Origin of the sequence: Rhizobium sp. rho-13.1 (assembly GCF_007000305.1) — a bacterium.
GTDB classification, from domain to species: domain Bacteria; phylum Pseudomonadota; class Alphaproteobacteria; order Rhizobiales; family Rhizobiaceae; genus Rhizobium; species Rhizobium rhododendri.
The window spans coordinates 14,251-40,987 of the sequence record NZ_SCFL01000010.1; the positions used below are offsets into that span (position 1 = coordinate 14,251).

The following is a 26,737-nucleotide window of genomic DNA, read 5'->3' on the forward strand; positions in this document are numbered from 1 at the left end:
CCCGGGAACGGCTGACCATCCTGTCACGAAGCTAGTGGATAAACACGATGTCCGACAAACCTATATTTGTCCGGATTGGATATTTTCTGCCAAGCATTCCATCCCGACTTCGTCCTATTAATTTCTCCGGGAGGACGGAGACAGTTTATGCGGTCGAATGCCGAGCATCGGTCGACACGCACGTTCCCCCCGCAGGCAAGGGATCGGCAAACCGGCGCTGCTGGTCGTCGGGAATAAGGGAGAGGTCGATGAGCGAGAGATTTACAGTAGGCTGGGCAGGCATAGGTAAAATGGGTGCCCCGATGAGCCGCCGCGTTCTCGATGCCGGCTATGCCTTGCACGTCTACGAGCCCTTGCCCGAAAACCGCGCCACCATCGTTGCCGAGGGCGCCAATGTGGCGCATTCGCTTGAAGATCTGGCAGCCGCTTCCGACGTCATCGTCCTGACAATCCCGAACGATGCCGTTCTGCGGGAGCTCGTTTTCTCGCCGGGTGGCCTGGCCACCACGATGAAGACCGGACAGATCCTGGTCGAAATGAGCACGGTGTCGCCGGCAATTTCTACGGAAGTCAACGAGGCAATGTCGGCGCTTGGCGTTTCCTACCTGCGCGCACCCGTTTCCGGCAGCACCGCGACCGCATCGTCCGGAACTCTGTCAGTCATGGCCTCGGGGCCTGAGGAGGCCTACAAACGCGTGGAGCCGATGTTCGAGTGCTTTGCGTCCCGCCGCTTTTATGTCGGCGAGGCCGAGGAGGCACGCTACCTCAAACTCGTGCTCAATGCTCTCGTCGGCGCAACGTCAGCGCTGCTCGGGGAGGCCCTCACCCTCGGGTTGAAGGGAAATCTCACGGTCGAGACAATGCTTTCGGTGATTTGCGAGAGCGCCGTCGCCTCACCGCTGATCGCCTACAAGCGGGACTTGCTGGTCAACCGCAATTTCGACCCGGCGTTTTCCGTATCCCAGATGATGAAGGATTTCGACCTCATCCTGGATGCGGCAAGAGCCGATCACACTCCGATGTATCTGGCATCGATGATCCGCCAGCAATACGAGGCGGCCTACGCCGGCGGCCAGGCCGACAAGGACTTCTTCGTGCTGTTCGAGCAATCGGAACGCCTCGCCGGACTTGCTCCCCCTTCCGAAAAATAGCCATCCGGCATTGGTTCCGAACTGCACCGATCCTAGCCAAAAGGATCAGGTAGAGCTACGACCATATGTCATGACGCGACGGGCGGGAGGGCCGACGTGAACGAATACGAAATGCTGCGCGTGATCGAATTTCTGGAAAGGACCCGCAGGCCTTTCCAGGACGTCGTCGTCGGTTTTGACGAAGATCCTGTCTGGAGGATCGTCATGTATCTCATCAAGTCCCACATCCACAGCCAGACGGTGTCGATCTCGACGCTGGGCCAGGAATCCGGACTGCCCTATGCCACGTCCATGCGTCTGATAAACCGGCTCGTCGACAGCGGATATATTCTCAAGGTCGCCAAGGGAACGACGGGCAAGAGCTTTGCGCTGCAGCCGAGCGACAGCTTGCTGAAAGCGTTCCAGGTCTATGCCGGCAAGACCAAGTCCCTGCTTGCGCAGACGCTCGGCCTCAGAAGCGGCGAGCAGGAGGACGACTACTATTTTGGCGGCACCCCTCTCGGCTCACACATCATTCCACCGATGCGGCTCATGCAGAAACGTGCCGAATCCCAAATCGAACTGCGTTTCCTGCTCAACAATGACAATTATTTCTCTGCGATGCGCAACATGTGGGCCGATTTCCGCAATAACCTTGCCTCCCGGAAGAGCTTCGATCTCCTGTCGCTTCCGGATCTGTACAACAGGGCCCTGGAAAACCGGAAGAAGAGAGTCTCCGAATACGATGTGATCGCCATCAACATGCCATGGCTCGGCGAGTTCGTCGAAAAGGATATCATTCGCCCAATCGACGCACTGGTCCAGAAGACCGGCATCAATCCCCTCGATTTTCACCCGTCCATCTGGTCGACGGCGAGATGGGACGGGCAGGATTATGGCGTTCCCGGCTACTGCACGGTCGAGATTCTGGCGGCGCGCAAGGACCTGTTTGCCGATGCAGGCCTAGATTTCCCGCGCAATTTCGAGGACGTCATCGCGGCCGGGCGCCATTTTCACGCGCCGAACCACGGCATGTACGGTGCAGTGTGGGACGGTGCGCGCGGCATGCCGATCGCTTCAAGCTTCATGTTTTTCCTCGGCGCCTGCGGCCAGCCGACAATCTCGCTTAGAAAGACCCGTGCCGGCTTTACCCTGGAAGGTGTCGATCTCGAACAGTTGCACTGCACGATTTCCTCCGATTCCGGTTTGGCGGCCCTGGATTTCATGCGCCGGCTGATCGAGATTTCACCGCCGGATATCCTCAACATGGCTTGGGATCGGACGCTCGACGTGTTCATGACCGGCAAGGCCAGTCTCGGTTATTTCTGGACGATGCGCACCGCGCGTTTCGAATACGATGTCCATTCCGTGGTCAAGAGACGGGTCGAATATCTGCCCCAGCCCGCTGGTCCCGGCGGCACGCGCGCCTCGCCCATCGGCGGGTTTCTATTCTGCATTCCAACCAACCTGCCGGAAGAGCGGGTTGAGCTTGCCGCCGACGCCATCGCCTGGATGGCATCGCGCGAGGCGATGAAGGCTCACGTCAAGAACGGCTTTCCCATCGCGCCGCGTTTTTCCGTCAGCGCCGACCCCGAGGCGGCGGCGAGCTCGCCAATCGTCAGGTTCGTCGACCAGCTGGCAAAAAAGAACCTTCTGCACACCTGGCAGCGACCAAATATCCCTCAGTATACGGCGATAGAGCGGATCCTCGGCGAAGAGATCCACAACGCCCTGTCGGGGGTCAAACCCGACAGGGTGGCACTCGATGACGCTGCAAGACAGATAGACCTGCAGCTCCGTGCAAGCCCTGGAAGTCGCCGCTGAAAAGCGTTTGCCGCACCGATCCATGGCGAGGAGGGACATGGACAGACTCACACGGCAGTCCCTCATGCATTTGAGCAAACTGAAACACTAGAAGCAGGGCATCATGGCTCACCGGACCGCCAAAAAGCGGTAAAATATCATGATTTACATCGAGTTAACTTGATTTTGAGGTTGAGTGCGCCACGAATGTCGCGTGTGATGAGACCGCCGGCCAACGCGAGGCGATTACACGCTTCAGGCCGTGGCGCCAGGGAAGATCTCAAAGCCTGTGTCGATGACAACCGGACGGGTGCATCGCTCCGGCGATTCCAGGATAGCCTCGATCGCCTTCTTGCCGATCATGAAACGGTTCGAGCGCAGCGTCGAGAGTGGCTGCGGCAGTTCGCGGCCGATTTCGAGACCGTTGAAGCCGAAGATCGCCATGTCGTCGGGCAGGGAAATGCCGGCGCTCAGGCAATGAAAAACGCCCCCCACGGCCATGTCGTCATTGGAATAAACCGTCACGTCGATTTCGGCAGACGCCGCACAAAGATGCCTGGTCTGCTCGCGACCGGTGCCGACCGAGCTCGGACCATCCGCAATCGCATGCGCCTCGATCGACAGGCCAGCCTCAGCCAAGGCTTCCCTTAGCCCATCGTAGCGAAGCCGCGCGCGGCGGTCCGCCGCCCAGTCATGGCCCACATAGCCGAAATGACGGTAGCCTCGCGCGATCAGATGCTGCCCTATCGCGTAACCCGCCCGGCGGTGCGACATGCCAACTGCGATGTCGATCGGCGCACTGTCGATATCCATCAATTCGACAACGCGCACGCCGCTCTGATCCAGCATCCGTCGCGTCGCCATGGTGTGATCGAATCCTGCAATAAGGATCGCAGCAGGCTTCCAGGCCAGAAGGCCACGCACCATCACCTCTTCCCGGTCGATGTCATATTCCGTGGTGCTGATGACGGCCTGGAAATCCGAGGATTTCAGAGCCTCGTGCACGCCCTGGATGACTTCCGGAAAGACGATATTCGACAGCGAGGGAATGACCACGCCAATCAGATGGGAGTTAAGCGACGCAAGCGAACCTGCGATCCGGTTCGGCACATATCCAAGCGCCCGTACGGTTTCCATGACCTTTTCGCGTGTCGCGTCGGCGACCAGCGACTGGTTGCGCATGATGCGGGATACGGTCGATTCGCTCACATCGGCCCGCAGCGCAACTTCACGCAGGGTGATCTTGGACTTCCTGTCGGGAAGGCGGCGCCGTGTTGTCATTATGCGGATTCCCGTTTCGGCCATGGTCAGGATTGGCCAATCGAGCGACCATCAAGCTCCTTGTTCGCACGGTATTTGGCCGAGGCTAAAAATGCAAATCAGCCCCGGCCGGATTAATTCAGCGCTTCACATAATTCTTCCACGGGTGCGCTTCCCGGAAACCGAGGACATCGCGAGCCTTGCGGTTGGAAATCGGCGCTTCGTCTCTTCCCATCTCACGCTTTACAGGAGTTTGCGGGCAGTATTTGGCAAGGAACTCCGAAGTCGGCAGGTCTGCGGTAATGGTGTCGTTGACCGCATTGAAGACCTGATAGCCGAGGCCGTCCTTCTCGATGCAAAGATGGACAATCTCGCCGAGATCGCGGGCATCGATGTAGCTCCAGGCGTTACGTTTGCGCGACATTGGGTTGTCGAGGTAGGCCGGGAAATTGGAATACTCATGCGGCTCGATGACGTTGCCGATGCGCAGGGCGTAAATGTCGGCGTTGTAGCGCATCGAAAATGCCCGTGCCGTCTTTTCGTTGACGACCTTCGACAGGCCGTAGCTGTCCATCGGGTCGCTGTCGTAGTCTTCTTCCAGCGGGAAACTGTGAAAATCCTTGTCGCCTTCGGCAAAGCAGACGCCGTAAGTGGTCTCGCTCGATGCGATGATGACCTTGCGGACACCCAGCTTCATGGCCGCCTCGATGACGTTGTAGGTTCCAACGACATTGGCCGAAAACGTCTTGTTGTCCGGCTCGATCATGACGCGGGGAATGGCGGCAAAATGAACGACAGCATCGGGGGCAGACGGTGGGGCGCCATCGTCGTAGCCGTCAAACCCGAAGTGCGTGGTCAACGCGTTGAAGACCTGGCCGCTATCGGTGATGTCGGTAATCAGCGTATTAACGCCCGGCAGGTCGAGAGGCTTCAGGTCGACATTGAGAATGGAATATCCCTTTTCCAGCAGATGGGGAACGGCGTGACGACCGGCCTTCCCCGTACCGCCTGTAAACACAATGCGTTTGGTCATTTTGTAGATCTCCTTTTCGTTGAAAAATGTGCGCCGAAACCAATTCGTCAAGCTGTCGCGGCGAGCATGATGCGCTCCTGCGTCGCCTCGCTGCGCTCGATCTTGCCGGTGATGCGGCCCTCCTTCAGCACGACGATTCGGTCGCTGATGGCCAGGATCTCTGGCAAGTCGGAGGAGACGACGATGATTGCAATCCCCTGCTTTGCAAGGCTGTTGAGAAGCGTGTGAACCTCGGATTTCGCACCGATGTCGATGCCGCGCGTTGGCTCGTCGACAATCAGGATACGAGGATGTCGCGCCACCCATTTGGCGATGACCACCTTCTGCTGGTTTCCCCCGGAAAGATTCAGCACCTTCTGCTCCGTCGACGGCGTCTTGATACCGAGAGAGCGGATGAACGCAGCGCAGGCACTGGTCTCCCGCTTCTGGTTGACGACATCCAGCGTACAATAGTCGGACAGATGCGTGAGACTGAAATTTTCACGTACCGACATGCCGAGCACGAGCCCAAGTTCCTTTCGGTCTTCAGAAACGAAGCCGATACCGAGATCGATGGCATCAGCGGGATCTCGTATCGTCACTGTCGCGCCTTCTATTATCACATCGCCGACGCGCGGACGCCAGCCAAAGATCATCTCCATGATTTCCGTACGACCGGACCCGACGAGCCCGAAGAAGCCCAAAATCTCGCCTTTGTGCAGGTCGAAAGAAATATCCTCCACCTTGGCACCATGCGCGGTCCTGCTCTTCAGGCCCAGTCCGCGGACGGAAAGCAGGATGTCGGATGTGGCGTAGGACTGATGCTCGCCGAACAGTTGCGACAGGTCGCGATCGACCATCTTGCGCACCAGCAACTCACGGGTCATTTCGGCAATCGGCCGCGTATCGACCGTCTGGCCGTCGCGCAAGACCGTGACCCGGTCGGCAATCTCGAAAATCTCGTCCATGCGATGCGAGATGTAGACGATACCGATCTGCTGCGCGACGAGCTTGCGGACGATCCGCATCAGGGTGGACGCTTCGTGATGGCTGAGCGATGCGGTCGGCTCGTCCATGATGATCAATTTCGAGCGATACGAGATCGCCCGCGCGATCTCGACCATCTGTTTCTGGCCGATGCTGAGATTGCCGACACGCGTCGTCGGCTCGATGGTCATCTCCAGTTCGGCGAGGACGGCCCGTGTTTCGGCATTCATCCTGCGCGTATCGATGAGACCGCCGGGGCCGAGAGGCTCGCGGGCCAGAAAAATGTTTTCGGCCACGGTGAGATTATTCACCACCGCAAGCTCCTGATAGATGATGCTGATGCCCAGCGACCGTGCGTGGACCGGATCGCTGATCGTCACCTCATGCCCCTCGACGCGGATCGAGCCGCCCGGATCGGCGCGGTAGACACCCGTCATGATCTTCATCAGGGTACTTTTTCCCGCGCCGTTTTCTCCGGCGAGCACATGGACCTCGCCGCTGCTCAGCGAGAGATCGACGTTTTTGAGTGCGTGGACACCGGGAAAAGTCTTCGAGATGCCGCGCATTTCGAGAAAAGGCGTCATGATAATCTCCACATCAGGATGCTGCCGACGGCGCCGGTTCCGGCGCCGTCGGCCTTGACGCCTACTTCGTGTAGCTGCCGAGATTGGAGGCGTTGACAACAGTCACGCCGGTGTCGATATCCTTGCTTTCAGTCTCCGTACCCTTGATCTGGGCGACCAGGTGCTCGACGGCAAGCTTGCCCATGGTGACAGGACGCTGGACCATGATGCCGGCAATGTAGCCGTTTTTGACACCCTTGATCGTGTCGGGCAGGTCGTCGAAGGCGTAGACCTTAACGCCCGCCTTGCGATCGGAGAATTCCTGCTCTGCCAGGACCTTGGCAGCGGCGGGGCCGCCGACTTGGCTGACGCCGATAATGCCGGCCAGCTTGGGGTTTCCGCGCAGCAACGCCTCCGTCACCGAGACGGCCTTTGCGAGGTCGTCTTCGGTGCCCTCGGTAGCGACAACCTTGATCTCGGGAAACGCCTTCAGCGCTTCCTTGACGCCGTCGATCCGCTCGTTGAGATTGGAGGCGCCGAGCTGGCCGGTGACGATGGCAACCTCGCCCTTGCCGCCGAGCGCTTCGCCCATGGATTTGCCCATGGTGACGCCCGCCTGCTTGTTGATCGTGCCGATATACATGCTGCGGCCGCTCTTGGCGCTGTCGCTATCGAAGGTCAGGACCTTGATGCCGGCCGCCATGGCCTGCTTGATGATCCCCTCCACCGACTTCGGTTCGTTGACCGAGACGGCGATACCGCTGACGTGGCGAGCAATGAGATCCTCTATGATTTTGACCTGTGTCGACCCTTGGGTGTTCTGCGGAACAACCCACTGATAATCGACTCCTGCAGCCTTGGCCGCTTCCTGCGCGCCCTTGTTACAGTCGTCGAAAAACGGCACCGCCACTTTTGGCACCACAGCGATGGTAATGTCCTGAGCCACCGCGCCGCCGACCGCCGTCATCGATAACAATGCTGCAAACACTGCTTTTTTGAACTCGTTCATCTTTCCTTCTCCTCCTCACCCGTACGTCCTCCGCCGGGGATCTCCATTGAAACTTGCAGCCTCCGCGTTATCCGCGACCTCCCGAGAGCCGATTTCTCAAAACGTCCAGGCTCACGGCAATGAGGATCACCCCGCCCGTGATGGCCTGCTGGGCATAGGTATTGATGTTGAGCAGCACAACGCCATTGGCGATGACGCCGACAAGCGCTGCGCCGATGACGGCCCCGGAGACGCTGCCAACCCCACCGGCAAGGCTGGCTCCGCCGATTGCGGCAGCAGCGATCACATCGAGCTCCGATCCAAAGCCGGACGCAGGTTCGGCGGACAGGTATCTGGAAAATGCAATGACGCCGGCTGCCGCCGCGATGGTTGAAGACAGCACGTAGACGGCCAGTTTCACCCGATCTACCTTCACACCGCTCAGGCGCGCCGCATTTTCGTTTCCACCTGTCGCGTAGATATGCCGACCGAAGCGCGTGCGGCGCATGATCAGCGCGAATATTGCCATGAGGACCAGCATGATCACGACGGGCACCGGCACCGGGCCGAGATAGCCCTGGCCGAGAATGGAGAAAGCATCGGGCGGCGTCGGCGTGACAGGAACCCCGTGGGTGATCATGTACATAAGGCCACGCCCGATGCTGAGGGTTCCAAGCGTCGCGATGAATGGCGGCAGCCCGATCATGGTGATCAGTGCGCCATTGATAAACCCGAACGCCACGCCGACCGAAAGGCCGGCAGCGACACTGCCGCCGGTCGAAAAACCGGCTTCGAAGCACAGGGCGGTCACCAGCGAGGCGAGACCCATTGCCGAGCCGACCGATAGATCGATGCCGCCGGTGATGATGACCATAACCATGCCGATGCTCATGATCGCCGTCAGCGAGAATGCGCGAAATACGCCCATCAGATTATTGGTCGTCAGGAAATACGGCGTGTACAGGCTGATGAGCGCGCCGACGACCACGAGGGCGACGAGCACGTTGACCTCTCGCACATGACGCAATTTTGCCAACTGGGCAAGAAAGCCCGATGACGAGTTACGGGGCGACGGTTCGTCATTGACGAGTCCGGACATGAAATCTCCTCCCTATCGCCGCTGCTCGCGTGAGCTGTCAGCATATCCGTTGTCTATCGTCACCACAGATCGCAACCTCCAGATGCTTTCGGCGGTGATGGGGTACGCAAGGCCAGCTATTCAAAGACTACCTTGAAATGTTATGGCAGCGCTGCCATAACTTCTGCCAATTCCGCCATCTGTCAAGCTCGTTTTCGATTTTATGTAAGATGGAACGAATTTATCAGTGTTATGCGGTCAAGATGGAAGTGTGCTCAGTCATTCCCCGCGTCTGCAAGTGCATTAAACGCACAGAATTTCTCTGTTGAATGGCAGCGCTGTTAATCAGCATGTCGGCTATTAACTGACTGCATCCCTACTGGCGAAAGGTCGCCAGCCATCCGAGGCCTTCGATCGTGCCGCGTGCCGGACGGTACTCGCAGCCGACAAAACCGTCATATCCCAGCCGATCGAGTTCACGCAGGACGGTAAAGTCATCGAGCTCTCCCGTTCCAGGCTCGTGGCGGAGGGGTACCGATGCGATCTGAACGTGGCCTATGATGGGCATCATCGTTCGCAGCCCAGAGAGCACATCGCCATGGATGATCTGGCGATGGTAGATATCGAACTGTAATTTCAGGTTTGGATAGCCAAGATCTGCGATCAAATCCGCTGCGAAATTGAAATTATTGAGGAAATATCCGGGCATGTCGCGCCCATTGATCGGCTCCAGAACAATATCCAGCCCGGTCTCGCCCGCCTTGTCGCATGCGTAGGCGATTGACTGGCGATACGCGGCGACGGCGGCCGGGTCCGACCGCTCGGCCAGACCGCTCATCACGTGCAACCGCTTCACGCCTGTTGCCGCAGCATATCTGAGCGCTGTCTCGACAGACGCGCGGAATTCATCTTTCCGCTCTGGCAGCGCTGCGAGACCTCTCTCGCCCGATGCCCAATCGCCCGGCGGCAAATTGAAAAGCGCTTGCGAGAGCTTGAGTCGATGCAATCGCTCGGCGACATCGGCTGGGTCGAAATCGTATGGGAACAGATACTCCACCGCATCGAATCCGGCCGCAGCAGCAGCAGCGAACCTGTCGAGGAAGCCGACTTCTGTGAACATCATGGTCAAATTGGCCGCAAAACGTGGCATATCAGGCCTCCAGCCCTGGAAGATCGAGCCCCGTTAGGTTCGCGATCATACGCGCGATCGATGCATCGTCGTCGCGCCCCATGCCGGCGGCAGCCGTCATGACGAACATCTGCAGGGCAGTCGATGCTATGGGCGTGGGAAATTTGAGATTGCGGGCGATATCCGAGACGATGCCGAGATCCTTGGTGAAGATATCGACAGCACTGCGCGGACGGTAATCGCCCTCCAGGATATGCGGAACCCTGTTCTCGAACATCCAGGAATTGCCGGCGGAGGCCGAGATCACCTCGTAAACCTTGGCAATATCCAGGTCCATGGCCTTCGCGAAGGTCACGGCCTCGCAGGCAGCGGCGATATGCACGCCGGCCAGCAACTGGTTGACGATCTTGAATGCTGCACCGACCCCTGCGGCCTCGCCGAGTTCGTAGACCTTGGTGGCAATGCAATCGAGGGCAGCACGTGCCGAGGCGAAGGCCTCTGGCGCACCGGATGCCATGATCGTCAGCTCACCAGCGGCAGCACGCATGGCGCCGCCGCTGATCGGGGCATCGATGTAAAGTAAATCAAGAGCTTGGGCGCGACGCTCAAAATCCCGCGCAGCCTCCGGCGACATGGTGGCACAAGACAAAACGGTGCCGCGCTTGCCCATTTCGGTCACCGCGCCATTCTCACCGAATAGGACGGCATCGGTCTGCGCCGCGTTGACCACGACCGAAATCACGATCTGCGCGTCCCGCCCGGCATCGATCGGCAGTCCTGCAACCCTGCCGCCGAGCGCCTCGAACCGCGCCATCGCGTCCACACTGACATCGCAGCCGACGACATCGAAGCCGCCGCGAAGAAGAGAGGCCGCTATCCCGAACCCCATGGATCCCAACCCGATCACGCAGGCAGTCTGTTGAGGTTTTGTCGTCATCTGAGCTTCCTTGCCGAATGGAGTGCGGCCGATACCGCAGGATTAAACACGCGCTTGTGCTCGTCAAATTCAAATGATAGCGTTGCCATAAACACAGTTAGCGCGCGTCGGAAAAGCAATGCAAGGGCTTTTTGCGCTGAAGCAACAACAGGGTCGAGCGCGAAAGGGACGGCGCGGAGGAAATTCGATGCTACCGTCGGATGTATCCTCGCTTACACCCTGGGGGCAGCATACCGGCTGGAAAAATGAGGAACGAACGTGCTGATAGGCGCAATTGCGGACGACATTACCGGCGCTACCGATCTCTGCCTGATGCTTTCGCGCGCGGGTCTGCGAACGGTGCAGCGCATCGGCGTACCCGCGCCGGGTGAAAAGTTCGCCGATGCCGATGCTGTCGTTGTTGCCCTGAAGTCACGATCGATTCCAGCCGATGAGGCGGTTGATATGTCTTGCGCCGCAGCCCGGGCCCTGCTTGCTGCGGGGGCGGAAAAGTTTCTATTCAAATACTGCTCGACCTTCGACAGCACGGACGAGGGTAATATCGGGCCGGTCACCGAAGCGCTGATGACGCTCCTCGATGTCGATTTCACAATCGCCTGTCCATCTTTTCCGGCAGCGGGCCGGACCGTTTACAAAGGCCACCTGTTCGTCGGAGATCAGCTGCTGTCGGACAGCCCCCTGAAAGATCATCCGCTGAACCCGATGACCGATGCAAATATCGTGCGGGTGTTGGGCCGTCAGACGTCGCTGGCCGTAGGACTGGTCGATATCAATATCGTAAGGTCCGGACAGGACGCGATATCAGGGGCCTTCGCAGCAGAAAAAGCAGCCGGGCGCCGGATCGTGATCGTGGACACCCTTGCAGACACCGATCTGCATGCCATCGGACAAGCGTGTGCGGAGATGCGGCTTGTAACAGGCGGCTCAGGCATCGGCTTGGGCCTTGCGGAAGATCTCGTTACCAAGGGCCGCGTCGCACGCCGGCAGGAACAAGTGCAAATGGCGGCGCCAGCGGGTCGGGCAGCCATTCTGGCAGGATCCTGCTCGGTCGCAACCCGCGGCCAGATCGAGGCGGCGCGACACAGCGGCATGCCGACGCTAGCGCTCGATGTAAACGCAATTTCGGACGGGAGGCAGACGGCTTCGGAGATAGCAGACTGGGCTCTTGCGCAGGACAGCTCTGCGCCGGTGCTTATCTATTCGAGCGCAGATCCGGCCGCCCTTGCAGACATTCAGGCATCGATGGGCAGGCACCAGTCCGGCGCATTGGTCGAAACGACGCTGGCCGAAGTCGCAAACCATTTGAAGAACAGAGGATTTACGAAGTTTCTGGTTGCCGGTGGCGAAACATCCGGTGCTATCGTTGCTGGGCTGCAGGTGGCGATGCTCGAGATCGGGCCGGAGATCGATCCCGGCGTCCCCTGGACCCGCAGCATCAACGGCCCGGACTTGGCATTGGCGCTGAAATCGGGAAACTTCGGTGCCGAGGATTTCTTTCTGAAGGCTTGGCATCTGTTACGAGCGGAGCACGGGAATGCGTGAGATCAACAAAGCGCGCGACGAAATCTGCCGCGTCGGCGCCTCGCTGTTCAATCGCGGCCTGACAGCCGGCTCAAGCGGAAACATCTCGGTGCGCCTTGCCGATGGCGGATGGTTGATGACGCCGACGAACGCCTCGCTGGGAAACCTCGAGCCAGATCGGCTTTCACATTTCGACGCATCCGGCCAGCTCTTGTCGGGAGACAAGCCGACCAAGGAGGCCTTCTTGCATTTTTCAATGTATGATGAACGGTCAGAAGCGGCAGCCGTCGTCCACCTGCATTCGAGCCATGCCACAGCCGTCAGCATCCTTGCCGACGTCGATCCCAACGATGTGCTTCCAGCGCTGACGGCATATTATGTGATGCGCATCGGCCGCTTGCCGCTGGTGCCCTATTTCGCGCCGGGAGATCCGGAATTGGCGCACGCCGTAAAGGCGCTGGCCGGCAAGCATCACGCGGTGCTTCTGGCAAATCACGGTCCTGTCGTCGCCGGAACTTCGCTTGCCAACGCCCAGTATGCCACCGAGGAGCTTGAGGAAACAGCCAAGCTGTTCCTGATGCTGCAAAACCACGTGTTGCGCGCGCTGACGCCGCAGCAGATAGACGAGCTGCGCAGCAAATTCAATTTGTCATGATCGCCGACCATTTACGTTCAGGGAGAGAGTAAAATGAGCAATACCACTGAGACCATCGGGTTTGTCGGCACCGGGCTGATGGGCCATGGCATGGCAAAGAATATCGTTGAAAAGGGCTACGCGCTGCAGGTCGTCGCCCATCGAAACCGGGTGCCGGTCGACGATCTGGTTTCAAGGGGAGCCACCGAGGCAAAGTCTCTCGATGAACTGGCCCGTCACTCCACCATCGTCTTTCTTTGCCTGACCGGCTCGCCGGAAGTTGCCGCTGCCGTCGCGGCCATGAAACCGGGCCTTGCCGCAGGGACCGTTATCGTCGATTGCTCGACCGGCGAGCCCACGGTGACACAGACGCTGGCCGCAGAGATGGCCGAGATCGGCGTTCTCTACGCCGACGCCCCCTTGAGCCGCACGCCGAAAGAAGCGTGGGCGGGTACTCTCGATTGCATGGTCGGCGCCGATGCGGCGGTTTTTGAGCGCATCAAGCCGGTGATCTCGACATGGGCGGGCAAGATCGTCCACATCGGCGGCGTCGCCGACGGCCATCGGATGAAGCTCCTGAACAATTTCATCTCGCTCGGCTATGCCGCGCTCTATTCCGAGGCCCTGGCGCTGTCGAAAAAAGTTGGCATCTCCATAGAAACATTCGACCAGGTGATCCGCGGCGGACGCATGGATTGCGGCTTCTATCAGACTTTCATGGGCTATGCTCTGGAAGGCAACCGCGAAGCCCACAAGTTCACCCTCAGCAATGCCTACAAAGACATGCGCTACGTGGAATCGATGGCAAATGCGGCGACAGTCACCACCACAATGTCGAGCGCGGTGAAGAACTCATTCGCCGTGGCGATGGCGAATGGCGGTGCCGGAGCAGAAGACTACGTTCCGCACCTCACCGACTTCATAGCCAAGGCAAACGGCGCCAGCTAAGCCTGAAATGACAATGCTTCGGCGGCCGTGTGGTCGCCGGGCACTTGCTGGCGACGACGGGGTTAGTCGAGGCCATCGATAAACGCCAGGATCTCCGCCTCGGAGACGACGTCGGCATATTTTGCGTTCATATCGAAAAGATTGGCCTCGTGCGGAGCCGGATGACGGTCGCCACAGGCGTCGCGCACCACCGTCGTGATGAAGCCATGCGACATGGCATCCACGCAGGAAGCGCGCACGCAGCCGCTGGTGGTCAGCCCGGTGAGGATGACGTTGTCGACCCCCATCGCGGTCAGCATCGGCGCCAGAGACGTGCCGAAGAACGCGCTCGGATACTGCTTCGTCACAACAAACTCGTCAGCCCGTGGCTCAAGCCCCTTCGGCCAGGCGCCGAGAGGGTTGCCTGCGGTAAAGCTCGCCAGCGGCTTGGCCTTCTGGAAAAACCGGCCGCCATCCAGACCGCTCGAATGCAGGACGACGCCGGTCAGGATGACGGGAAGGTTCTTCTCATGCGCTGCGGCACGGATGCGCAGGGCACTTTCCAGCGCCGCATCGACACCTGCGAATAGCGGGCTGTCAGGCTCGAAATAGGCCTGGACGAAATCGACCAGCACCAGGGCAGGCTTCCTGCCGAAGCCGATGCGGTTGTCATAGGCTTTGGCATAGTTCGCACGCAGGTCGGCTTCGCTCACGGACGGCTCCCTCGAAATTCATGGACGGTCTCGACGACAGGGGCTTTCGGACTCAGGACTGCGGCAATCCGGTCGGCATGGGCGAGAAGATGGCTGTCGGCAAAACGCGGCGCGATCACTGTCACCCCGATCGGCAGCGACAGCCCGCCGGGAGATGCCGGCGGCGGCACTGGAATATTCACGCAGGGCACGCCGAGCAGCGTCCACGAGGCATTGAACACGGGATCGCCGGGTTTGCGGCCGACGGGTGCAAACCCGGCAGCGCTCGGCGCGATCACCACATCGTAGTTGGCTGCGATCTCGTCGAACGCGATCCGCGCCAGCCCCATGCCGTCATAGGCGTCTCTCAGTTCGGCAAGCGTCGTTCCATCGCGATTTTCCACCCGGTGGTGGAAATCGTCATGCAGGGCGGCGCCATGTCGACGGGCAAGATTGCGAAACGCCGCCTGGCCTTCGCGATGCAGAATGACCCGGTGATAGCGATCGAGCGCTTCGAAGGCCGGCGGAAGTTCGAGCTCATGGACCTGATGACCGGCCTGTCGCAGGCTGTCGGCGGCCGATGTCATTGCCCGCAGGCTTTTGTCCTGCAGGCGGTCATGGTAGGGGCCGGTGGTCACGGCCATCCTCAACGCATCCGGGCGACTTTCCGGCCCGAGAGGTTCGTCCAGACCGAAGACATTCGCCAGCAATGCGAGGTCCGCAACCGAACGGCCATACCAGCCCACAGTGTCAAAGCTGATGGAATAGAGCCTCACACCCTCCCGGCTGACACGACCGTAGCTCGGCTTGAAGGCGTAGACGCCGCAGAAGGAAGCCGGGCGAATGGTCGAGCCGCCGGTCTGCGTGGCAAGCGCCAACGGCACGTGGAAGTCGGCGACGGCTGCCGCAGAACCGGCAGACGAACCGCCGGAGGTGCGTGCGAGATCGTACGGATTGCCGGTTTTGGCATCCTGCCCGGCGGCGGCAAATTCCGTCGTGTCGGTCTTGCCGAGCACGATTGCACCTTCCGCGCGCAGCAGATCGACGGCCGCAGCATCCGCCGCAGGCTGGAAACCACCATAAAGCGGCGAGTTGTAGGTCGTCGGCAGGTCGTGGGTGTCGAACACATCCTTGACAGCAATCGGCAGGCCATGCAGCCGGCCACGCTTTTCCCTCGGCAAGGCATCCAGACGGGCGGCCTCGGCCAGTGCCTGCGGATTGACGGCGAGCCAGGCCTGCACATCGCCATCCCGCAGGCGGATGCGCTCAAGGCACGCTTCCACCACATCGCTAGCGCTCAACTTGTCATCGGCCAGCATCGCCAGCAAATCCGTGGCAGTCAGCTGGTTCGGCAGGGGCACAGACGGCGTTTCAGCGCTCATATCGCCAGTCCCGGCGGCATCATGTCGTGGAACTCGGTCGCGCGCTGAAAAGCGGCCCCAAGGGAAAGGCACATCGCATCGGCCTGGGGCCTGCCGACGATCTGTATACCGCTCGGCAGACCGGTGCGACCGAGGCCGGATGGCAGCATCAGGGCCGGCAGGCCGGTGACGTCGAAAATCATCGTGTTTCGCGAAATCATCGACTGGAAGGTATGGGAGATCCCGTTCACATCGACGGTCAGCCCATCGAGCACGCCAGCCTCGCCACCGATGCCGGGCGTAACGACCAGATCGACGTCGGCCATGGCGTCGAGGAAGCCGCTTTGTGCCTCGGCGCGCGTCTGGAGCGCCCGCCCGTAATCGACCGCAGAATAGGCAAGGCCGTTCTTCAGCCTGTGGACGAGGCCGGCATCGAACATCTCCGCCCGATCGAGACGGGGAAAATGCAGCGTTGCCAGTTCGCTCTGGAGGATGACCCAGCCGGCCTCATTCCAGGGGGCGATATCGATGGCAGGCAGCGGAATGCAAATGCATCCGAGCCTCTCCATCGTCGCCAGCGCAGCCTCCCAATTGGCAAGAACGGCGTCGTCGACAACATCCGTGAACCAGTTGACGGGCACGCCGATGCGAAGGCCCTCGAAAGTCTCTTCCGCCAGAATGGCAGCACATTGCGCAGCCAGGGCTGGCTCCGGCTGGGCGGTGATGAAAGGCAATACGCGGGCGATGTCCCTTGCGGAGCGGGCCATCGGACCGACATGGTCGAGTGTCCAGGACAGGGGCGCGACACCTTTTCGGGACACGCGGTCCCGGCTCGGCTTCAGGCCCGTCGTGCCACACCAGCAGGATGGGACCCGGATTGATCCACCGGTGTCCGTGCCGAGCGCCAGCGGCATCAGACGCGCGGCCAGTGCTGCAGCGGATCCCGTCGACGATCCACCCGTCCAGCGGCTTTGATCCCACGGATTGCGCACCGTACCGAAGCGCGGGTTGTGCGGTGAACCGGTGGCGAACTCGGTGGTCGCCGTCATGGCAAAGGGAATGGCGCCGGCGCCACGCAAGGCGGCCACGACATCGGCATCGGCCGGTGCGACGCGATCGCCGGTAAAATGGGAGCCGGATGTGGTGATGGTATCCGCGACATCGATGATGTCCTTGACGCTGAACGGAATGCCTTCCAGCGGCCGCGCCGTTCCATTGCGCCAACGCTCGTCGCTTTCACAGGCGGCCTTTTCAGCCTGCGGTACGAAGCGAAGGATAGCCTCGCCACCTGCGGTGCAGGATCGCGACGCACTGATAAGCGAGCGCAGGGCGTGCGAAGGCAACAGTCTCCCTCCGGCATACGCTGAAAGAAGCGCGTCTACGCCGGCGGTCCTTATTTGCAAATCTTCGATCGCGGGCTCGACATCCAGGCTTGGCAACGGCTTGCCTGGGGGTGCAAAGCGGGCGTAGGGGCGATCTGCAAGGCCGGGGTCGACCAGCGTCAGTGGATCCAGGAGGTCGCGGGGGCCGACAAGCGGTGCTGCGGCCCCGGCATCTGGCAGAAGGAGATGCACCTTATTCGGCCGCAATCTGGCTCGGCATGCGCGACGCCATCAGCGGCTGGATGCGCTCGCCAAACTTGTCGAGACCGACCAGGAAGTCGTCGAAGGTCAGCATGATGCCCTTTGTCCCGGGAACGCTGCCAGCTTCCTCCAGCATCCGGGCGACGCTGGCATAAGAGCCTACCAGGGTCCCCATGTTGAAATTGACTGCGCCTTCCGGCAGGTTGATGTGCTTGGCGGTCGAGTTGCTGTCGGCAGTCGCATCCTTGCTGCCCTGGTCCGCCATCCATGCGAGGGCGTCGACATCCGCCCCTTCGCGGTAGCTCTCCCACTTTGCCTTCGCCAGCTCGTCGGTCTCTTCGGCGATCACCATGAACAGCACGTAGGCGCCGACATCGCGGCCGGTCTTGGCAGCGGCTTCAACCAGCTTTGCATTGTTCGGCGCATAGGCGGTCGGCGTGTTGATGCCCGAGCCCATGACGAAGTTGTAGTCGGCGTATTCCGCTGCGAATTCCATCCCGCGCGGACTCTGACCTGCTGCAACGATCTCGATCTTGTTCGCCGGCATCGGCTTCATCATGCAATCCTTCATGGTGAAGTGCTTGCCTTCGAAGGAGCATTCGCCCTTGGCCCAGAGCTCTTTCATGATGTGGACGTATTCGGTCGAATAATCGTAGCGGTAGCCGAAATAGTCATTTCCCGGCCACATGCCCATCTGGTCATATTCCGCCATCTGCCAGCCCGACACGATATTGACACCGAAACGGCCGGGCGCCACGCTGTCGATCGTCGTCGCCATGCGCGCGACAATGGCCGGCGGCAGAGTCAGCACGGCAGTCGAGGCAAACAGCTTGATGCGCTTGGTGACAGCCGCCAGGCTGGCCATAAGCGTGAAGCTCTCAAGATTGTAATCCCAGAACTCGGCCTTGCCGCCGAAGCCTCTCAGCTTGATCATCGAGAGAGCAAACTCGAGCCCGTATCCCTCTGCTTTCTGGACGATCTGCTTGTTGAGCTCGAAGCTCGGCATGTAATGCGGCGAGGTAGTGGAGATCAGCCAGCCATTGTTTCCGATGGGAATGAAAACACCGATATCCATGTGGTTCCCCTTTTATCTGATGGACATGCAAGGCAGTATGTACGAACTAATGCAAAATTTTTCGGGCCTGTAAAGCCAAAAATGACGCATCTTTAGGCGCGCCTATTTATTAATCAAACGGCTGATTTGCACGCAGAAGTTTGGCGCCGGGAAATTATTCAAACGGCGAATGACGAGGCAAAAAGCCAATCAGAAAGGCAATTACAGGCGGAATGGGCAGACGAATCATGGCGCCGGCAAAGGCGGGAACCATTCACGCGGCTGTCAGCCTCAGCTCTCGGCGCGCAGTGTCGTGGTGAAGGTAAAGCGCTCTGCCGGCAGAACCTGGAAAGCATATTCCAGCAGGCGGCGACCGGAGCCGTAGTAGCGGCGCGTGACGACGAGCGCGAGATCGCCCGTGCTGACGCCAAGCTTGCCGGCGATCACCCCATCGAGCGCGATAGGCTTGATTTCCTGCTGGATTTCCTGGATTTTTTCGCCGGTAAACTGTTCGATGTAGTGAAAAATAGCACTTCTGGCGACCGTGATGTCCTTCACGGCGCCGGCAAGCCTGGAATCGACGTAGACCTCGTTCCACGAAAACGGCCTGCTGCGATTTCCGGGATAACGGATACCGGCCATGTGGAAGAACTTTCGGCCAGGCCGGCAACCCAGCTCGATCGCAAGTTTCCCCTGCGCCGAGACCTCCTCCTTCGTGTCGATCACAAATTCGGTCTCGGCGGCGATTTCAAAAAGTTCGGAGCGCGAGTGGGCGATGAAGCGTTTGCGTTCCGGGTCGAAGCCGGCCTCAACACGCGTGCCTACGCCCTTGCGCGCCGAAAGACGCCCCTTGTTGCGCAGGGTCCCGATTGCCTGACGTACGGTCTGGCGACTGACGCCCAGCGCTGCGGCAATCTCGTTCTCTGTCGGCAAAAGGGTGCCGACCGGGTAGTCGCCATTGCTGATGCGAGACTCCAGGTGATGGGCGACCTGCAGATAGAGCGGCGCCGTATCCAGCTCCGGCTTCCAATGATTGCTTTTCTGATCCAAGCACCCCACCCCTTGCCAGCTAAAATCACCGGCACATCTCCGTTGTAAAGGTTTCAATCGTCTTTCCCGGCGAAAGGCAATCGAATTTCAGCATGTCCGCAAACGCATCCTGACCCGCTTGTGCCAGCAAAGCAAATCTATTAGTACGTACATATCCCAGCTATAATTTCCCAGGATATTGAGACGCATGTCGGACCTGATTGCCGGAGAGGCCACGCAAACGCGCCGAGCTTCTTCGCTGATGCAAACCCTTGTGGCGGCAACGCTGATCCAGATCGTGGCGACCGCGAGCGTCCTTGCACTCACGGCCATTGCGCCGACGGTGGCAGCAGATCTCGATATCGGCGCCTACTGGATCGGCTATCAGATCAGCCTGATCTATGCCTCTGGCATGTTCTCCTCTGCAATCGCCGGCACGCTGGTCCAGCGCTTCGGGCCGATCCGAATTGAACAGGCTGCTCTTGTCTGCTGCGTGATCGGTTTTGCCGGCATTGCCACCGCCAGTATTCCACTGATCGTCATTGCGTCGCTTTTTATCGGCATCGGCTACGGCCTGAACAATCCGGCATCTTCCGAAATGCTGAGCCGAGTCACCCCGCAGAACAAGCGGAACATCGTATTTTCGCTGAAGCAATCCGGCGTCCCGCTGGGCGGCATCCTCGCAAGCTTCGCCTTCCCCTATCTCTCCCGCTATGTCGACTGGAATATCGCACTGCTGATCGGGGCGGCCGCACCGCTGTTGACGATGGGGTTGCTGGCGATGACGCACGCGGCTGAACCCGTCGTAGTCAGCAAGCGCCGATCCCTGTTGCGCGGGTTGATCGAGGAACAATCGACGATCTGGCGCGACCCGCGTCTGCTGGCGCTGAGCGGCCTGGGCTTTGCCTATTCCGCCATGCAACTGTCGGTTTCCGCCTTCGCTGTGGTTACGCTTGTGCACGACGCCGGATGGTCCTTGCTGGCCGCAGGGTCCGTTGCCGCGGCCATGCAGTTCGCTGGCGCCTTCGGTCGCATCTTCTGGGGCGTGGTCGCCGATCGCATCGGCGGCGGCTTCATCACCCTGTCACTGCTTGGCCTGCTCGGCGGCGCCGGCTATGCCTTGCTCTACTGGCTGCCCGGCCTGCCACCGGTCGCGCAGGTCGCTCTTTTCGTCTGCATGGGCGGCGTGACGATTGGATGGAACGGCGTGCTGCTCGCAGAGGTGGCCCACAATGCTCCGGAAGGCAGAGTCGGCGCGATCACCGGGGGCGTTCTGGTCTACACCTTCATCGGGGTCATCGTCGGTCCGTCGTCCTTTGCCAGTCTTTATGCTTTGACCGGCCACTATGGTGCGAGCTTCATGGTCTTTTCCCTGTTCGGTTTCGGCGGCATGATCATCGCATGGCGAGCCCATCGCTCAAGCCACTGACCTGAAAATCTGTCGATATGTACTGACATACTGAAGGCAAACGCATGCGGCGCAACTCTGCTGCAGACGCTCTGCTATAGGCCGGTGATTGGCTTTAATGTGCAATTGAACACGATTCAAGCGCCTATCTGGCATGGTTTTTAGCAATCGCCGCATAAATGTGCAGTGCAAAAAAATAGGCAAAATCCGGTTGACGTTTCCTTGTGTATGTACGTACTTTAAGTTCAGATAGTTGATCGAAAGCTACGTTGTAAGACCCCGGTCAAACCGGGATCACAGAGGGGAATGTTGATCATGCGCCTGCTTTTCGTGAGTACAATGCTGGCGGTCTCCGCCTTCGCCAGCCTGTCCACAACCGCGATGGCCGACCCCATGGAGGATGCCAAGGCGATCATCACGCAGCACCGCGCCATGCCGGTATTCACGCCCCCGGGCGAACCGTTCAACGCCAAGCAGTGCATGGCCGGCAAGAAGGTTTTGTCGATCCCGATCTCGATGACCATCCCGTTCAATGTCGAATTGCAGAAGGCAATGGCATCGGCTGCAGCCGAAGTGGGCTTCACCTACACCACCTGGGACAACCAGTTGAAGATCGACCAGTGGGTGCAGGGTATCTCGCAGGCGATCAGCCAGAAATATGACGCTCTCGACCTGGCGGGCGGCCTGAACCCACAAGTTCTCGGTCCGCAACTGGGCGAAGCGCGCGCCGCCGGCCTGAAGATATCGACGACGCATTTCTACGACGTGACCCAGCCGGCAATCGACACCGTCGACTATTCCGGCAAGATCGACTTTAGCGGCGCCGGCAAGCTGCTGGCAGCCTGGGCCTATGTCCAGACCGAAGGTAAACCAAATGTACTGATCATCGGCTCCTCCGACGTCCTCCCCTCGATCCCCTTCGTCAAGTCGATCCAGGATGAACTCAAAACGCTTTGCCCGAGCTGCAAGATGAAGCATCTGGACGTGCCCGTTTCCGAATGGGCAACGAAGATCCAGTCGGGCACGCAATCCGCTCTGCTGGCCGATCCCTCGATCAACTACATCCTGCCGATCTACGACTCCATGTCGCAGTTCGTCATCCCGGCGCTCCGCATCACCGGCTCGGAAGGCAGCGTCAAGCTTGCCAGTTTCAATGGCACGCCATTCGTTCTCGACATGGTGCGCGGAGGCCAGGTGCAGATGGATGTTGGCGAAAGCCTCGGCTGGGCCGGCTATGCGGCGATCGACAACATCATGCGGATGCTGTGCGGCAAGCCTGAAGTCGCCAAGCTCAACGTGCCGCTGCTGGTCTTCGACGACACCAATATCCAGACCGCCGGCACACCTGCCAATTTCAACGACGGCTATGGCGACGCCCACCTCGACGGCTTCCGCAAACTCTGGATGATGAAGTAGGTCAACGCGAACGCAGTAGGAGCGCCTCATGGTCGAAAATGCCGTCCTCACCATGAACAACATCCGTATGCGCTTCGGCAGCTACTATGCGCTCAAGGGTGTTTCGCTGTCGATACGGCGGGGCGAGGTATTCGGCCTTCTCGGCCAGAACGGCTCCGGCAAATCCACCATGATCAAGGTGCTGGCCGGCTTTCACCAGCCGGAAGAGGGCAGCGAGGTCATCCTCTGGGGGCAGAAAATGTCTCTGCCGCTCGATCCGATGGAGATCAAGAAGCGAGGAGTAGCTTTCGTCCACCAGCACCTCGGTCTCGTGCCATCCCTGACGGTGCTCGAGAATATGCGGGTCACAGCGCTTGGCCAGAAGACGCCTTGGTTCGTCAACTGGAAGAAGGAAGCAGCCGCCATCTCCAGGCTGTTTTCCGAATTCGACCTGTCGATCGATCCGTTCCAGACGGTGGCGAACCTTGCGCCGGTGGAGCGGGCCTTTGTCGCCATCATCCGTGCGTTCGAGGACCTCAGGGCGTCCGATGCCGGCTACGGCGGCGAAGGCATCCTGGTCCTCGACGAACCGACGCCATTCCTGCCGGCCGACGACGTGCTGCGACTTTTTGCGCTGATCCGTTCCATCGTCAAGACCGGCGCCTCCGTCGTCATCGTCACGCATGATATCGACGAGGTCCGAGATATCACCGACCGTGTCGCGGTGCTGCGCGACGGAGAGCTGGTCGATATCCTCGATACCCGTACATCACAGCGGCAGTCTATCCTCGACACCATCGTCGGCTCGCGGATCGACGCGTTCGAAAAGAAGCGCATGGCCAGGACAGGCGTGCCGGCGGCGGTCAGCGTGCGCGCTATTTCCAATGGCACCACCGCACCTTTCGATTTCGAGATCAGGGAGGGCGAGACGCTGGGTGTGACTGGCCTGATCGGCTCCGGCTTTGCAGCCCTCCCCTACCTGCTCTATGGTGCGAGACGGGGCAGCGGTGAAATCACCATCGGGGGCAAATCGGCGAAGGTCAGCGCGGTGACGCCGCTTGCTGCGCAGAAGCTGGGCATCGCCTTCCTGCCCGGAGATCGCCTGGGTGCTGCCGGCATCGGCACACTGTCGGTGACAGACAATATCACGCTCCCCATGCTGGATGGCCTCACCAGGCCTTACGGACTCGATCGTCCCGGAATGACGCGTGCAGCGGCAGCGCTCGTCCAGAGTTACGACGTCAGGCCAGCCAATCCGCATCTCCCGCTCGGCTCGCTGTCCGGAGGTAATCAGCAAAAGGTGCTGCTGGCCAAATGGCTGCAGACTAAGCCGAAGCTTCTGATGCTCGACGAACCGACGCAGGGCGTCGATTTCGGCGCTCGCCAGCAGATTTTCAGGGCGCTGGACCGGGCGGCGGCGGATGGCACGGCGATACTTTGCGCCTCGACCGACAATGAACAACTCGAACAGATCTGCGACCGCATCATCGTCTTTTCGCGCGGTCGCCCGGTGATCGAACTCAAGGGCGCCGAGATCAGCCGCAAGGCAATCACCGAAGCCTGTTTCCACAGCCATGATGCGGAGGCCGCAGAATGACGACGCTGGATATGCCGACGACCAAGACCTCGATGCCGGCAAGGAGCCGCTTCACGATAAAAACCGAGGGCGAGCGCTTCGCCCTTGTGGGCGCATGGTTGCTGCTCATCGTGATTTTCGGAACGCTGATGCCGGATTCGTTCCTGAGCTGGCGAAGCTTCTCCACCCTGTTCGGCTCACAGGCCGTGCTCGTGGTGCTGACGCTTGCCATCATCATTCCGCTGACATCGGGCGATTTCGACCTGTCTGGGGCCTCGACCCTGACGATGAGCACCATGCTGATCGCCGTGCTCAACGTCAAATTCGGCTGGCCGATCGTCCCCGTGATCGTCATCGCGCTAATGAGCGGTATCGTCATCGGCGCGGTCAATGCATTCTTCGTCCTCTATTTCCGCATCCATTCGCTGATCGTCACGCTCGGTGTCGGTACGTTCGTGAACGGGCTGATCCTCTGGGTCAGCAATTCGCAGACGATATCAGGCGTCTCCATGGGCCTGGTTAAATGGGTCATCATCAACCGGCTGTTCGGCATTCCCCTCGCCTTCTTCTATGCCCTAATCATCGCCGTCATTCTTTGGTATGCGCTGGAATTCACCATTGCCGGCCGCAAGCTGCTGTTCGTCGGCCGCGGGCGCGAAGTGTCCCGGCTGAACGGCATCAATGTCGACAGGGTGCGCGCCACCTCCTTCGTGCTCTCCGGGCTGATCTCCGCCTTTGCCGGCATGCTCTATGCCGGCATGACAGGATCAGCCGATCCGCTGTCCGGCCTCAACCTTCTGCTTCCGGCGTTCGCCGCAGCATTCCTCGGCGCAACGACAATCTCGCCCGGCCGCTTCAATGCCTTCGGCGCGGTGATCAGCGTTTATTTCCTCGTGACCGGCATCACCGGCCTGACCATGCTCGGGGCGGATGCCTATGTGCAGAACCTGTTCTACGGAGGCGCCCTGGTCATCGCCGTGTCGCTCAGCCAGCTCGTGCGCAATCGCCAGCCACAGGATTTCAGCTGATGGACCTGATGAAGATCATGGCTGCCCTTGCCGAGACCTATTGGGATCGCCCGGCCGACGAGGCGGAGCTTGTGGCCATGGCCGGTGAAGCCATGCGCGACAAGACCAGCATCGCCAAGCCACTTACCGATAAGGCAGGCGCGTTGTTCAACACCGAACCAGCCCATTTCGAAGCTGTCTTGCGCGTTGAGGCCGGACGATGAGCCTCGATAACCCGACCACGCTCAAGGAGGCTGCGGAGGCGATCCTCGCCGGCCGGATTACTTCCGTCGAGATGACAACCGCCGCACTCGCCCGCGCAAAGTCCAGCCACGAGCGGCTGAACGCCTTTATCAAGATCGAGGAAGGCCCCGTGCTCGAGGCAGCCCGTGCCGCCGATGTTGCGCTTGCCGCCGGCCGGACGGTAGGGCCGCTGCATGGTGTGCCACTCGCCCACAAGGATATGTATGACCGCGCCGGCTTCGTGACCGGTTGCGGCTCGAAGATCCGCAAGGGTCATGTGGCGACCTCGACGTCCACAGTCATGCAGCGTCTGCAAGCAGCGGGTGCGCTCTCCATCGGCCGGCTCAACATGAGCGAATTCGCCATGGGACCGACGGGGCACAATTTTCACCACGGCAGGGCGCTGAACCCGATCGATGCTGCGCGGATCACCGGCGGCTCTTCCTCCGGGTCCGGATCTGCCGTTGGCGGCGGGGTGGTGCTGGCGGCTCTCGGCTCAGACACGGGCGGCTCCATCCGTCTGCCGGCCGCCTGTTGTGGCACGGTCGGGATCAAGCCGACACAGGGACGCGTCAGCCGTCATGGGGCGATGCCGCTGTCATTCTCGCAGGATTGCGTCGGCCCTCTGGCGCGCTCCGTCGCAGACGCCTACCTGCTGTTGCAGCTGATCGCCGGCCCGGACGGACACGACACGACCTGCATGGATGCAGACAAGCCCGGTGCGCTGCTTTCCGACCTGTCATCGCTGCGGATCGGAATTGCCGGCGGTCCGTTTGCCGACGGACTGGAAAGCGACGTTGCAGGCGGGATGGAGACGGCAATCAGGGCTTTGTCGCCAGATGTAGCCGGCATCGCTGCTGCACCCCTGCCCGATCTCTCCGCCATCGCTAAACTCGCCAATGCAGTGGCCATGGCAGAAGCGGGTACGGTGCATTTCGACTGGATGCGCGAGCGTCCGGAAGATTACGGCCCGCAGATCCGCATGCGACTTTCGCAGTCGCTGGCGATCCCGGCGCCGATCTATCTGCGTGCCCTGCAGATGAGGTCGGTGATGCTGAGAGAGTTTCTCGAGACAACCTTTGCCGGCATCGATGTCCTGATTGCGCCGACAATGCCGTTCATTCCACCGCTGTCCAGCGAGGTCGACGTCGGGACGAGCCCGACGATGAACGCTGTCGTCAGCGCGATGACCGCGTTCACGAGACCGTTCAGCTATCTCGGCCTGCCGGTGGTCACCGTGCCGGTTTCGATGTCCGCTGGCGGGCTACCCATTGCGCTGCAGATCGTCGCGCGTCCATGGCGCGAGGATCTGGCCGCCAGCGTCGCCCTGAGGCTCGAACGAGCAGTTGGCCTGACGGCCTTCACCGACCCATCGCTTGCGCGGCCGGCCGCCTGAGCAAAACATGCAACCCGCCGGAAC

General features: G+C 60.3%; 23 protein-coding genes. 11 read left to right on the forward strand and 12 right to left on the reverse strand.

Annotated elements, in window-relative coordinates; translation table 11 throughout:
* Positions 1-248: 248 nt before the first annotated feature.
* Both EQW76_RS20100 and EQW76_RS20105 read left to right on the forward strand, forming a co-directional pair.
* Complete coding sequence (locus EQW76_RS20100) at positions 249-1,151, forward strand: NAD(P)-dependent oxidoreductase (RefSeq protein WP_161990975.1); 903 nt, start codon at positions 249-251, stop codon at positions 1,149-1,151.
* A 96-nt stretch (positions 1,152-1,247) separates the two neighbouring features.
* Positions 1,248-2,954: an extracellular solute-binding protein gene (locus EQW76_RS20105; protein WP_142830989.1), complete on the forward strand. Its 1,707-nt coding sequence runs from the start codon at positions 1,248-1,250 to the stop codon at positions 2,952-2,954.
* 234 nt (positions 2,955-3,188) lie between these two features.
* Here EQW76_RS20105 and EQW76_RS20110 read toward each other — a convergent pair whose 3' ends face one another.
* From EQW76_RS20110 to ltnD, 7 genes are all read right to left on the reverse strand, one after another.
* Positions 3,189-4,214, reverse strand: coding sequence for a LacI family DNA-binding transcriptional regulator (locus EQW76_RS20110; protein ID WP_142830988.1), 1,026 nt, complete (start codon positions 4,212-4,214; stop codon positions 3,189-3,191).
* 118 nt (positions 4,215-4,332) lie between these two features.
* A complete protein-coding gene (locus tag EQW76_RS20115) occupies positions 4,333-5,226 on the reverse strand; it encodes an NAD(P)-dependent oxidoreductase (protein ID WP_142830987.1) in 894 nt (297 codons plus the stop codon).
* A 47-nt stretch (positions 5,227-5,273) separates the two neighbouring features.
* Positions 5,274-6,776: a sugar ABC transporter ATP-binding protein gene (locus tag EQW76_RS20120; RefSeq protein WP_142830986.1), complete on the reverse strand. Its 1,503-nt coding sequence runs from the start codon at positions 6,774-6,776 to the stop codon at positions 5,274-5,276.
* A gap of 61 nt (positions 6,777-6,837) precedes the next feature.
* Positions 6,838-7,764 (reverse strand): sugar-binding protein, encoded by a 927-nt coding sequence (locus tag EQW76_RS20125; protein WP_142830985.1) that lies wholly within the window; start codon positions 7,762-7,764, stop codon positions 6,838-6,840.
* A gap of 67 nt (positions 7,765-7,831) precedes the next feature.
* Positions 7,832-8,842, reverse strand: coding sequence for an ABC transporter permease (locus EQW76_RS20130; RefSeq protein WP_142830984.1), 1,011 nt, complete (start codon positions 8,840-8,842; stop codon positions 7,832-7,834).
* 355 nt (positions 8,843-9,197) lie between these two features.
* The gene (otnI, locus tag EQW76_RS20135) at positions 9,198-9,971 is read right to left on the reverse strand and encodes a 2-oxo-tetronate isomerase (protein WP_142830983.1); all 774 of its coding nucleotides are present in this window, start codon (positions 9,969-9,971) and stop codon (positions 9,198-9,200) included.
* A 1-nt stretch (position 9,972) separates the two neighbouring features.
* Positions 9,973-10,887 (reverse strand): L-threonate dehydrogenase, encoded by a 915-nt coding sequence (gene ltnD, locus EQW76_RS20140; protein WP_142830982.1) that lies wholly within the window; start codon positions 10,885-10,887, stop codon positions 9,973-9,975.
* Positions 10,888-11,145: 258 nt separating this feature from the next.
* Between ltnD and otnK the strand changes: the two genes are divergently transcribed.
* The 3 genes from otnK to EQW76_RS20155 are packed head-to-tail and all read left to right on the forward strand — an operon-like array spanning position 11,146 to position 13,990.
* Positions 11,146-12,429, forward strand: coding sequence for a 3-oxo-tetronate kinase (gene otnK / locus EQW76_RS20145; RefSeq protein ID WP_142830981.1), 1,284 nt, complete (start codon positions 11,146-11,148; stop codon positions 12,427-12,429).
* Positions 12,422-13,063 carry a 3-oxo-tetronate 4-phosphate decarboxylase gene (gene otnC / locus EQW76_RS20150; protein WP_142830980.1) on the forward strand — a complete coding sequence of 214 codons (642 nt, stop codon included), beginning with the start codon at positions 12,422-12,424 and terminating at the stop codon, positions 13,061-13,063. Before otnK ends, otnC begins: the two co-directional genes overlap by 8 nt.
* A 33-nt stretch (positions 13,064-13,096) precedes the next feature.
* Positions 13,097-13,990 (forward strand): NAD(P)-dependent oxidoreductase, encoded by an 894-nt coding sequence (locus EQW76_RS20155; protein WP_142830979.1) that lies wholly within the window; start codon positions 13,097-13,099, stop codon positions 13,988-13,990.
* 62 nt (positions 13,991-14,052) lie between these two features.
* Here the strand turns inward: EQW76_RS20155 and EQW76_RS20160 are convergent, their stop codons facing one another.
* The 5 genes from EQW76_RS20160 to EQW76_RS20180 form a co-directional block, all read right to left on the reverse strand.
* Entirely contained in the window at positions 14,053-14,682 is a 630-nt protein-coding gene (locus tag EQW76_RS20160; RefSeq protein ID WP_142830978.1) for an isochorismatase family protein, read from the reverse strand.
* Entirely contained in the window at positions 14,679-16,043 is a 1,365-nt protein-coding gene (locus tag EQW76_RS20165) for an amidase (protein WP_142830977.1), read from the reverse strand. Before EQW76_RS20165 ends, EQW76_RS20160 begins: the two co-directional genes overlap by 4 nt.
* On the reverse strand, positions 16,040-17,611 hold the full coding sequence (locus EQW76_RS20170; RefSeq protein WP_143123103.1) for an amidase: 1,572 nt from the start codon (positions 17,609-17,611) through the stop codon (positions 16,040-16,042). The genes EQW76_RS20165 and EQW76_RS20170 overlap by 4 nt, the downstream gene beginning before the upstream one ends.
* Positions 17,598-18,680 (reverse strand): pyrimidine utilization protein A, encoded by a 1,083-nt coding sequence (gene rutA / locus EQW76_RS20175; protein ID WP_143123104.1) that lies wholly within the window; start codon positions 18,678-18,680, stop codon positions 17,598-17,600. Before rutA ends, EQW76_RS20170 begins: the two co-directional genes overlap by 14 nt.
* A gap of 270 nt (positions 18,681-18,950) precedes the next feature.
* Positions 18,951-19,709, reverse strand: a complete 759-nt coding sequence (locus EQW76_RS20180) for a GntR family transcriptional regulator (RefSeq protein WP_143123105.1) — start codon at positions 19,707-19,709, stop codon at positions 18,951-18,953.
* A gap of 187 nt (positions 19,710-19,896) precedes the next feature.
* On the opposite strand from EQW76_RS20180, the gene EQW76_RS20185 reads away from it, so the two are divergent.
* The 6 genes from EQW76_RS20185 (at position 19,897) to EQW76_RS20210 (ending at position 26,713) form a co-directional block, all read left to right on the forward strand.
* Positions 19,897-21,117 carry an MFS transporter gene (locus EQW76_RS20185; RefSeq protein ID WP_143123106.1) on the forward strand — a complete coding sequence of 407 codons (1,221 nt, stop codon included), beginning with the start codon at positions 19,897-19,899 and terminating at the stop codon, positions 21,115-21,117.
* 294 nt (positions 21,118-21,411) lie between these two features.
* Positions 21,412-22,512, forward strand: coding sequence for a sugar ABC transporter substrate-binding protein (locus EQW76_RS20190; protein WP_161991070.1), 1,101 nt, complete (start codon positions 21,412-21,414; stop codon positions 22,510-22,512).
* 28 nt (positions 22,513-22,540) lie between these two features.
* Positions 22,541-24,088, forward strand: a complete 1,548-nt coding sequence (locus tag EQW76_RS20195; protein WP_143123108.1) for a sugar ABC transporter ATP-binding protein — start codon at positions 22,541-22,543, stop codon at positions 24,086-24,088.
* On the forward strand, positions 24,085-25,095 hold the full coding sequence (locus tag EQW76_RS20200; protein WP_143123109.1) for an ABC transporter permease: 1,011 nt from the start codon (positions 24,085-24,087) through the stop codon (positions 25,093-25,095). Before EQW76_RS20195 ends, EQW76_RS20200 begins: the two co-directional genes overlap by 4 nt.
* A complete protein-coding gene (locus EQW76_RS20205; protein WP_143123110.1) occupies positions 25,095-25,298 on the forward strand; it encodes a hypothetical protein in 204 nt (67 codons plus the stop codon). The genes EQW76_RS20200 and EQW76_RS20205 overlap by 1 nt, the downstream gene beginning before the upstream one ends.
* A complete protein-coding gene (locus EQW76_RS20210; RefSeq protein ID WP_143123111.1) occupies positions 25,295-26,713 on the forward strand; it encodes an amidase in 1,419 nt (472 codons plus the stop codon). Before EQW76_RS20205 ends, EQW76_RS20210 begins: the two co-directional genes overlap by 4 nt.
* Positions 26,714-26,737 lie beyond the last annotated feature (24 nt).

Excerpts from the sequence above, each read along its gene's own strand:
- ltnD (WP_142830982.1), bottom strand. The coding sequence starts at position 10,887 with ATGACGACAAAACCTCAACAGACTGCCTGCGTGATCGGGTTGGGATCC.
- EQW76_RS20100 (WP_161990975.1), top strand. The coding sequence starts at position 249 with ATGAGCGAGAGATTTACAGTAGGCTGGGCAGGCATAGGTAAAATGGGT.
- EQW76_RS20210 (WP_143123111.1), top strand. The coding sequence starts at position 25,295 with ATGAGCCTCGATAACCCGACCACGCTCAAGGAGGCTGCGGAGGCGATC.
- EQW76_RS20185 (WP_143123106.1), top strand. The coding sequence starts at position 19,897 with ATGTCGGACCTGATTGCCGGAGAGGCCACGCAAACGCGCCGAGCTTCT.
- EQW76_RS20195 (WP_143123108.1), top strand. The coding sequence starts at position 22,541 with ATGGTCGAAAATGCCGTCCTCACCATGAACAACATCCGTATGCGCTTC.
- EQW76_RS20120 (WP_142830986.1), bottom strand. The coding sequence starts at position 6,776 with ATGACGCCTTTTCTCGAAATGCGCGGCATCTCGAAGACTTTTCCCGGT.
- otnC (WP_142830980.1), top strand. The coding sequence starts at position 12,422 with ATGCGTGAGATCAACAAAGCGCGCGACGAAATCTGCCGCGTCGGCGCC.
- EQW76_RS20165 (WP_142830977.1), bottom strand. The coding sequence starts at position 16,043 with ATGAGCGCTGAAACGCCGTCTGTGCCCCTGCCGAACCAGCTGACTGCC.
- EQW76_RS20155 (WP_142830979.1), top strand. The coding sequence starts at position 13,097 with ATGAGCAATACCACTGAGACCATCGGGTTTGTCGGCACCGGGCTGATG.
- EQW76_RS20125 (WP_142830985.1), bottom strand. The coding sequence starts at position 7,764 with ATGAACGAGTTCAAAAAAGCAGTGTTTGCAGCATTGTTATCGATGACG.
- EQW76_RS20115 (WP_142830987.1), bottom strand. The coding sequence starts at position 5,226 with ATGACCAAACGCATTGTGTTTACAGGCGGTACGGGGAAGGCCGGTCGT.
- EQW76_RS20110 (WP_142830988.1), bottom strand. The coding sequence starts at position 4,214 with ATGACAACACGGCGCCGCCTTCCCGACAGGAAGTCCAAGATCACCCTG.
- EQW76_RS20190 (WP_161991070.1), top strand. The coding sequence starts at position 21,412 with ATGCGCCTGCTTTTCGTGAGTACAATGCTGGCGGTCTCCGCCTTCGCC.
- otnI (WP_142830983.1), bottom strand. The coding sequence starts at position 9,971 with ATGCCACGTTTTGCGGCCAATTTGACCATGATGTTCACAGAAGTCGGC.
- EQW76_RS20130 (WP_142830984.1), bottom strand. The coding sequence starts at position 8,842 with ATGTCCGGACTCGTCAATGACGAACCGTCGCCCCGTAACTCGTCATCG.
- rutA (WP_143123104.1), bottom strand. The coding sequence starts at position 18,680 with ATGGATATCGGTGTTTTCATTCCCATCGGAAACAATGGCTGGCTGATC.
- EQW76_RS20205 (WP_143123110.1), top strand. The coding sequence starts at position 25,095 with ATGGACCTGATGAAGATCATGGCTGCCCTTGCCGAGACCTATTGGGAT.
- EQW76_RS20200 (WP_143123109.1), top strand. The coding sequence starts at position 24,085 with ATGACGACGCTGGATATGCCGACGACCAAGACCTCGATGCCGGCAAGG.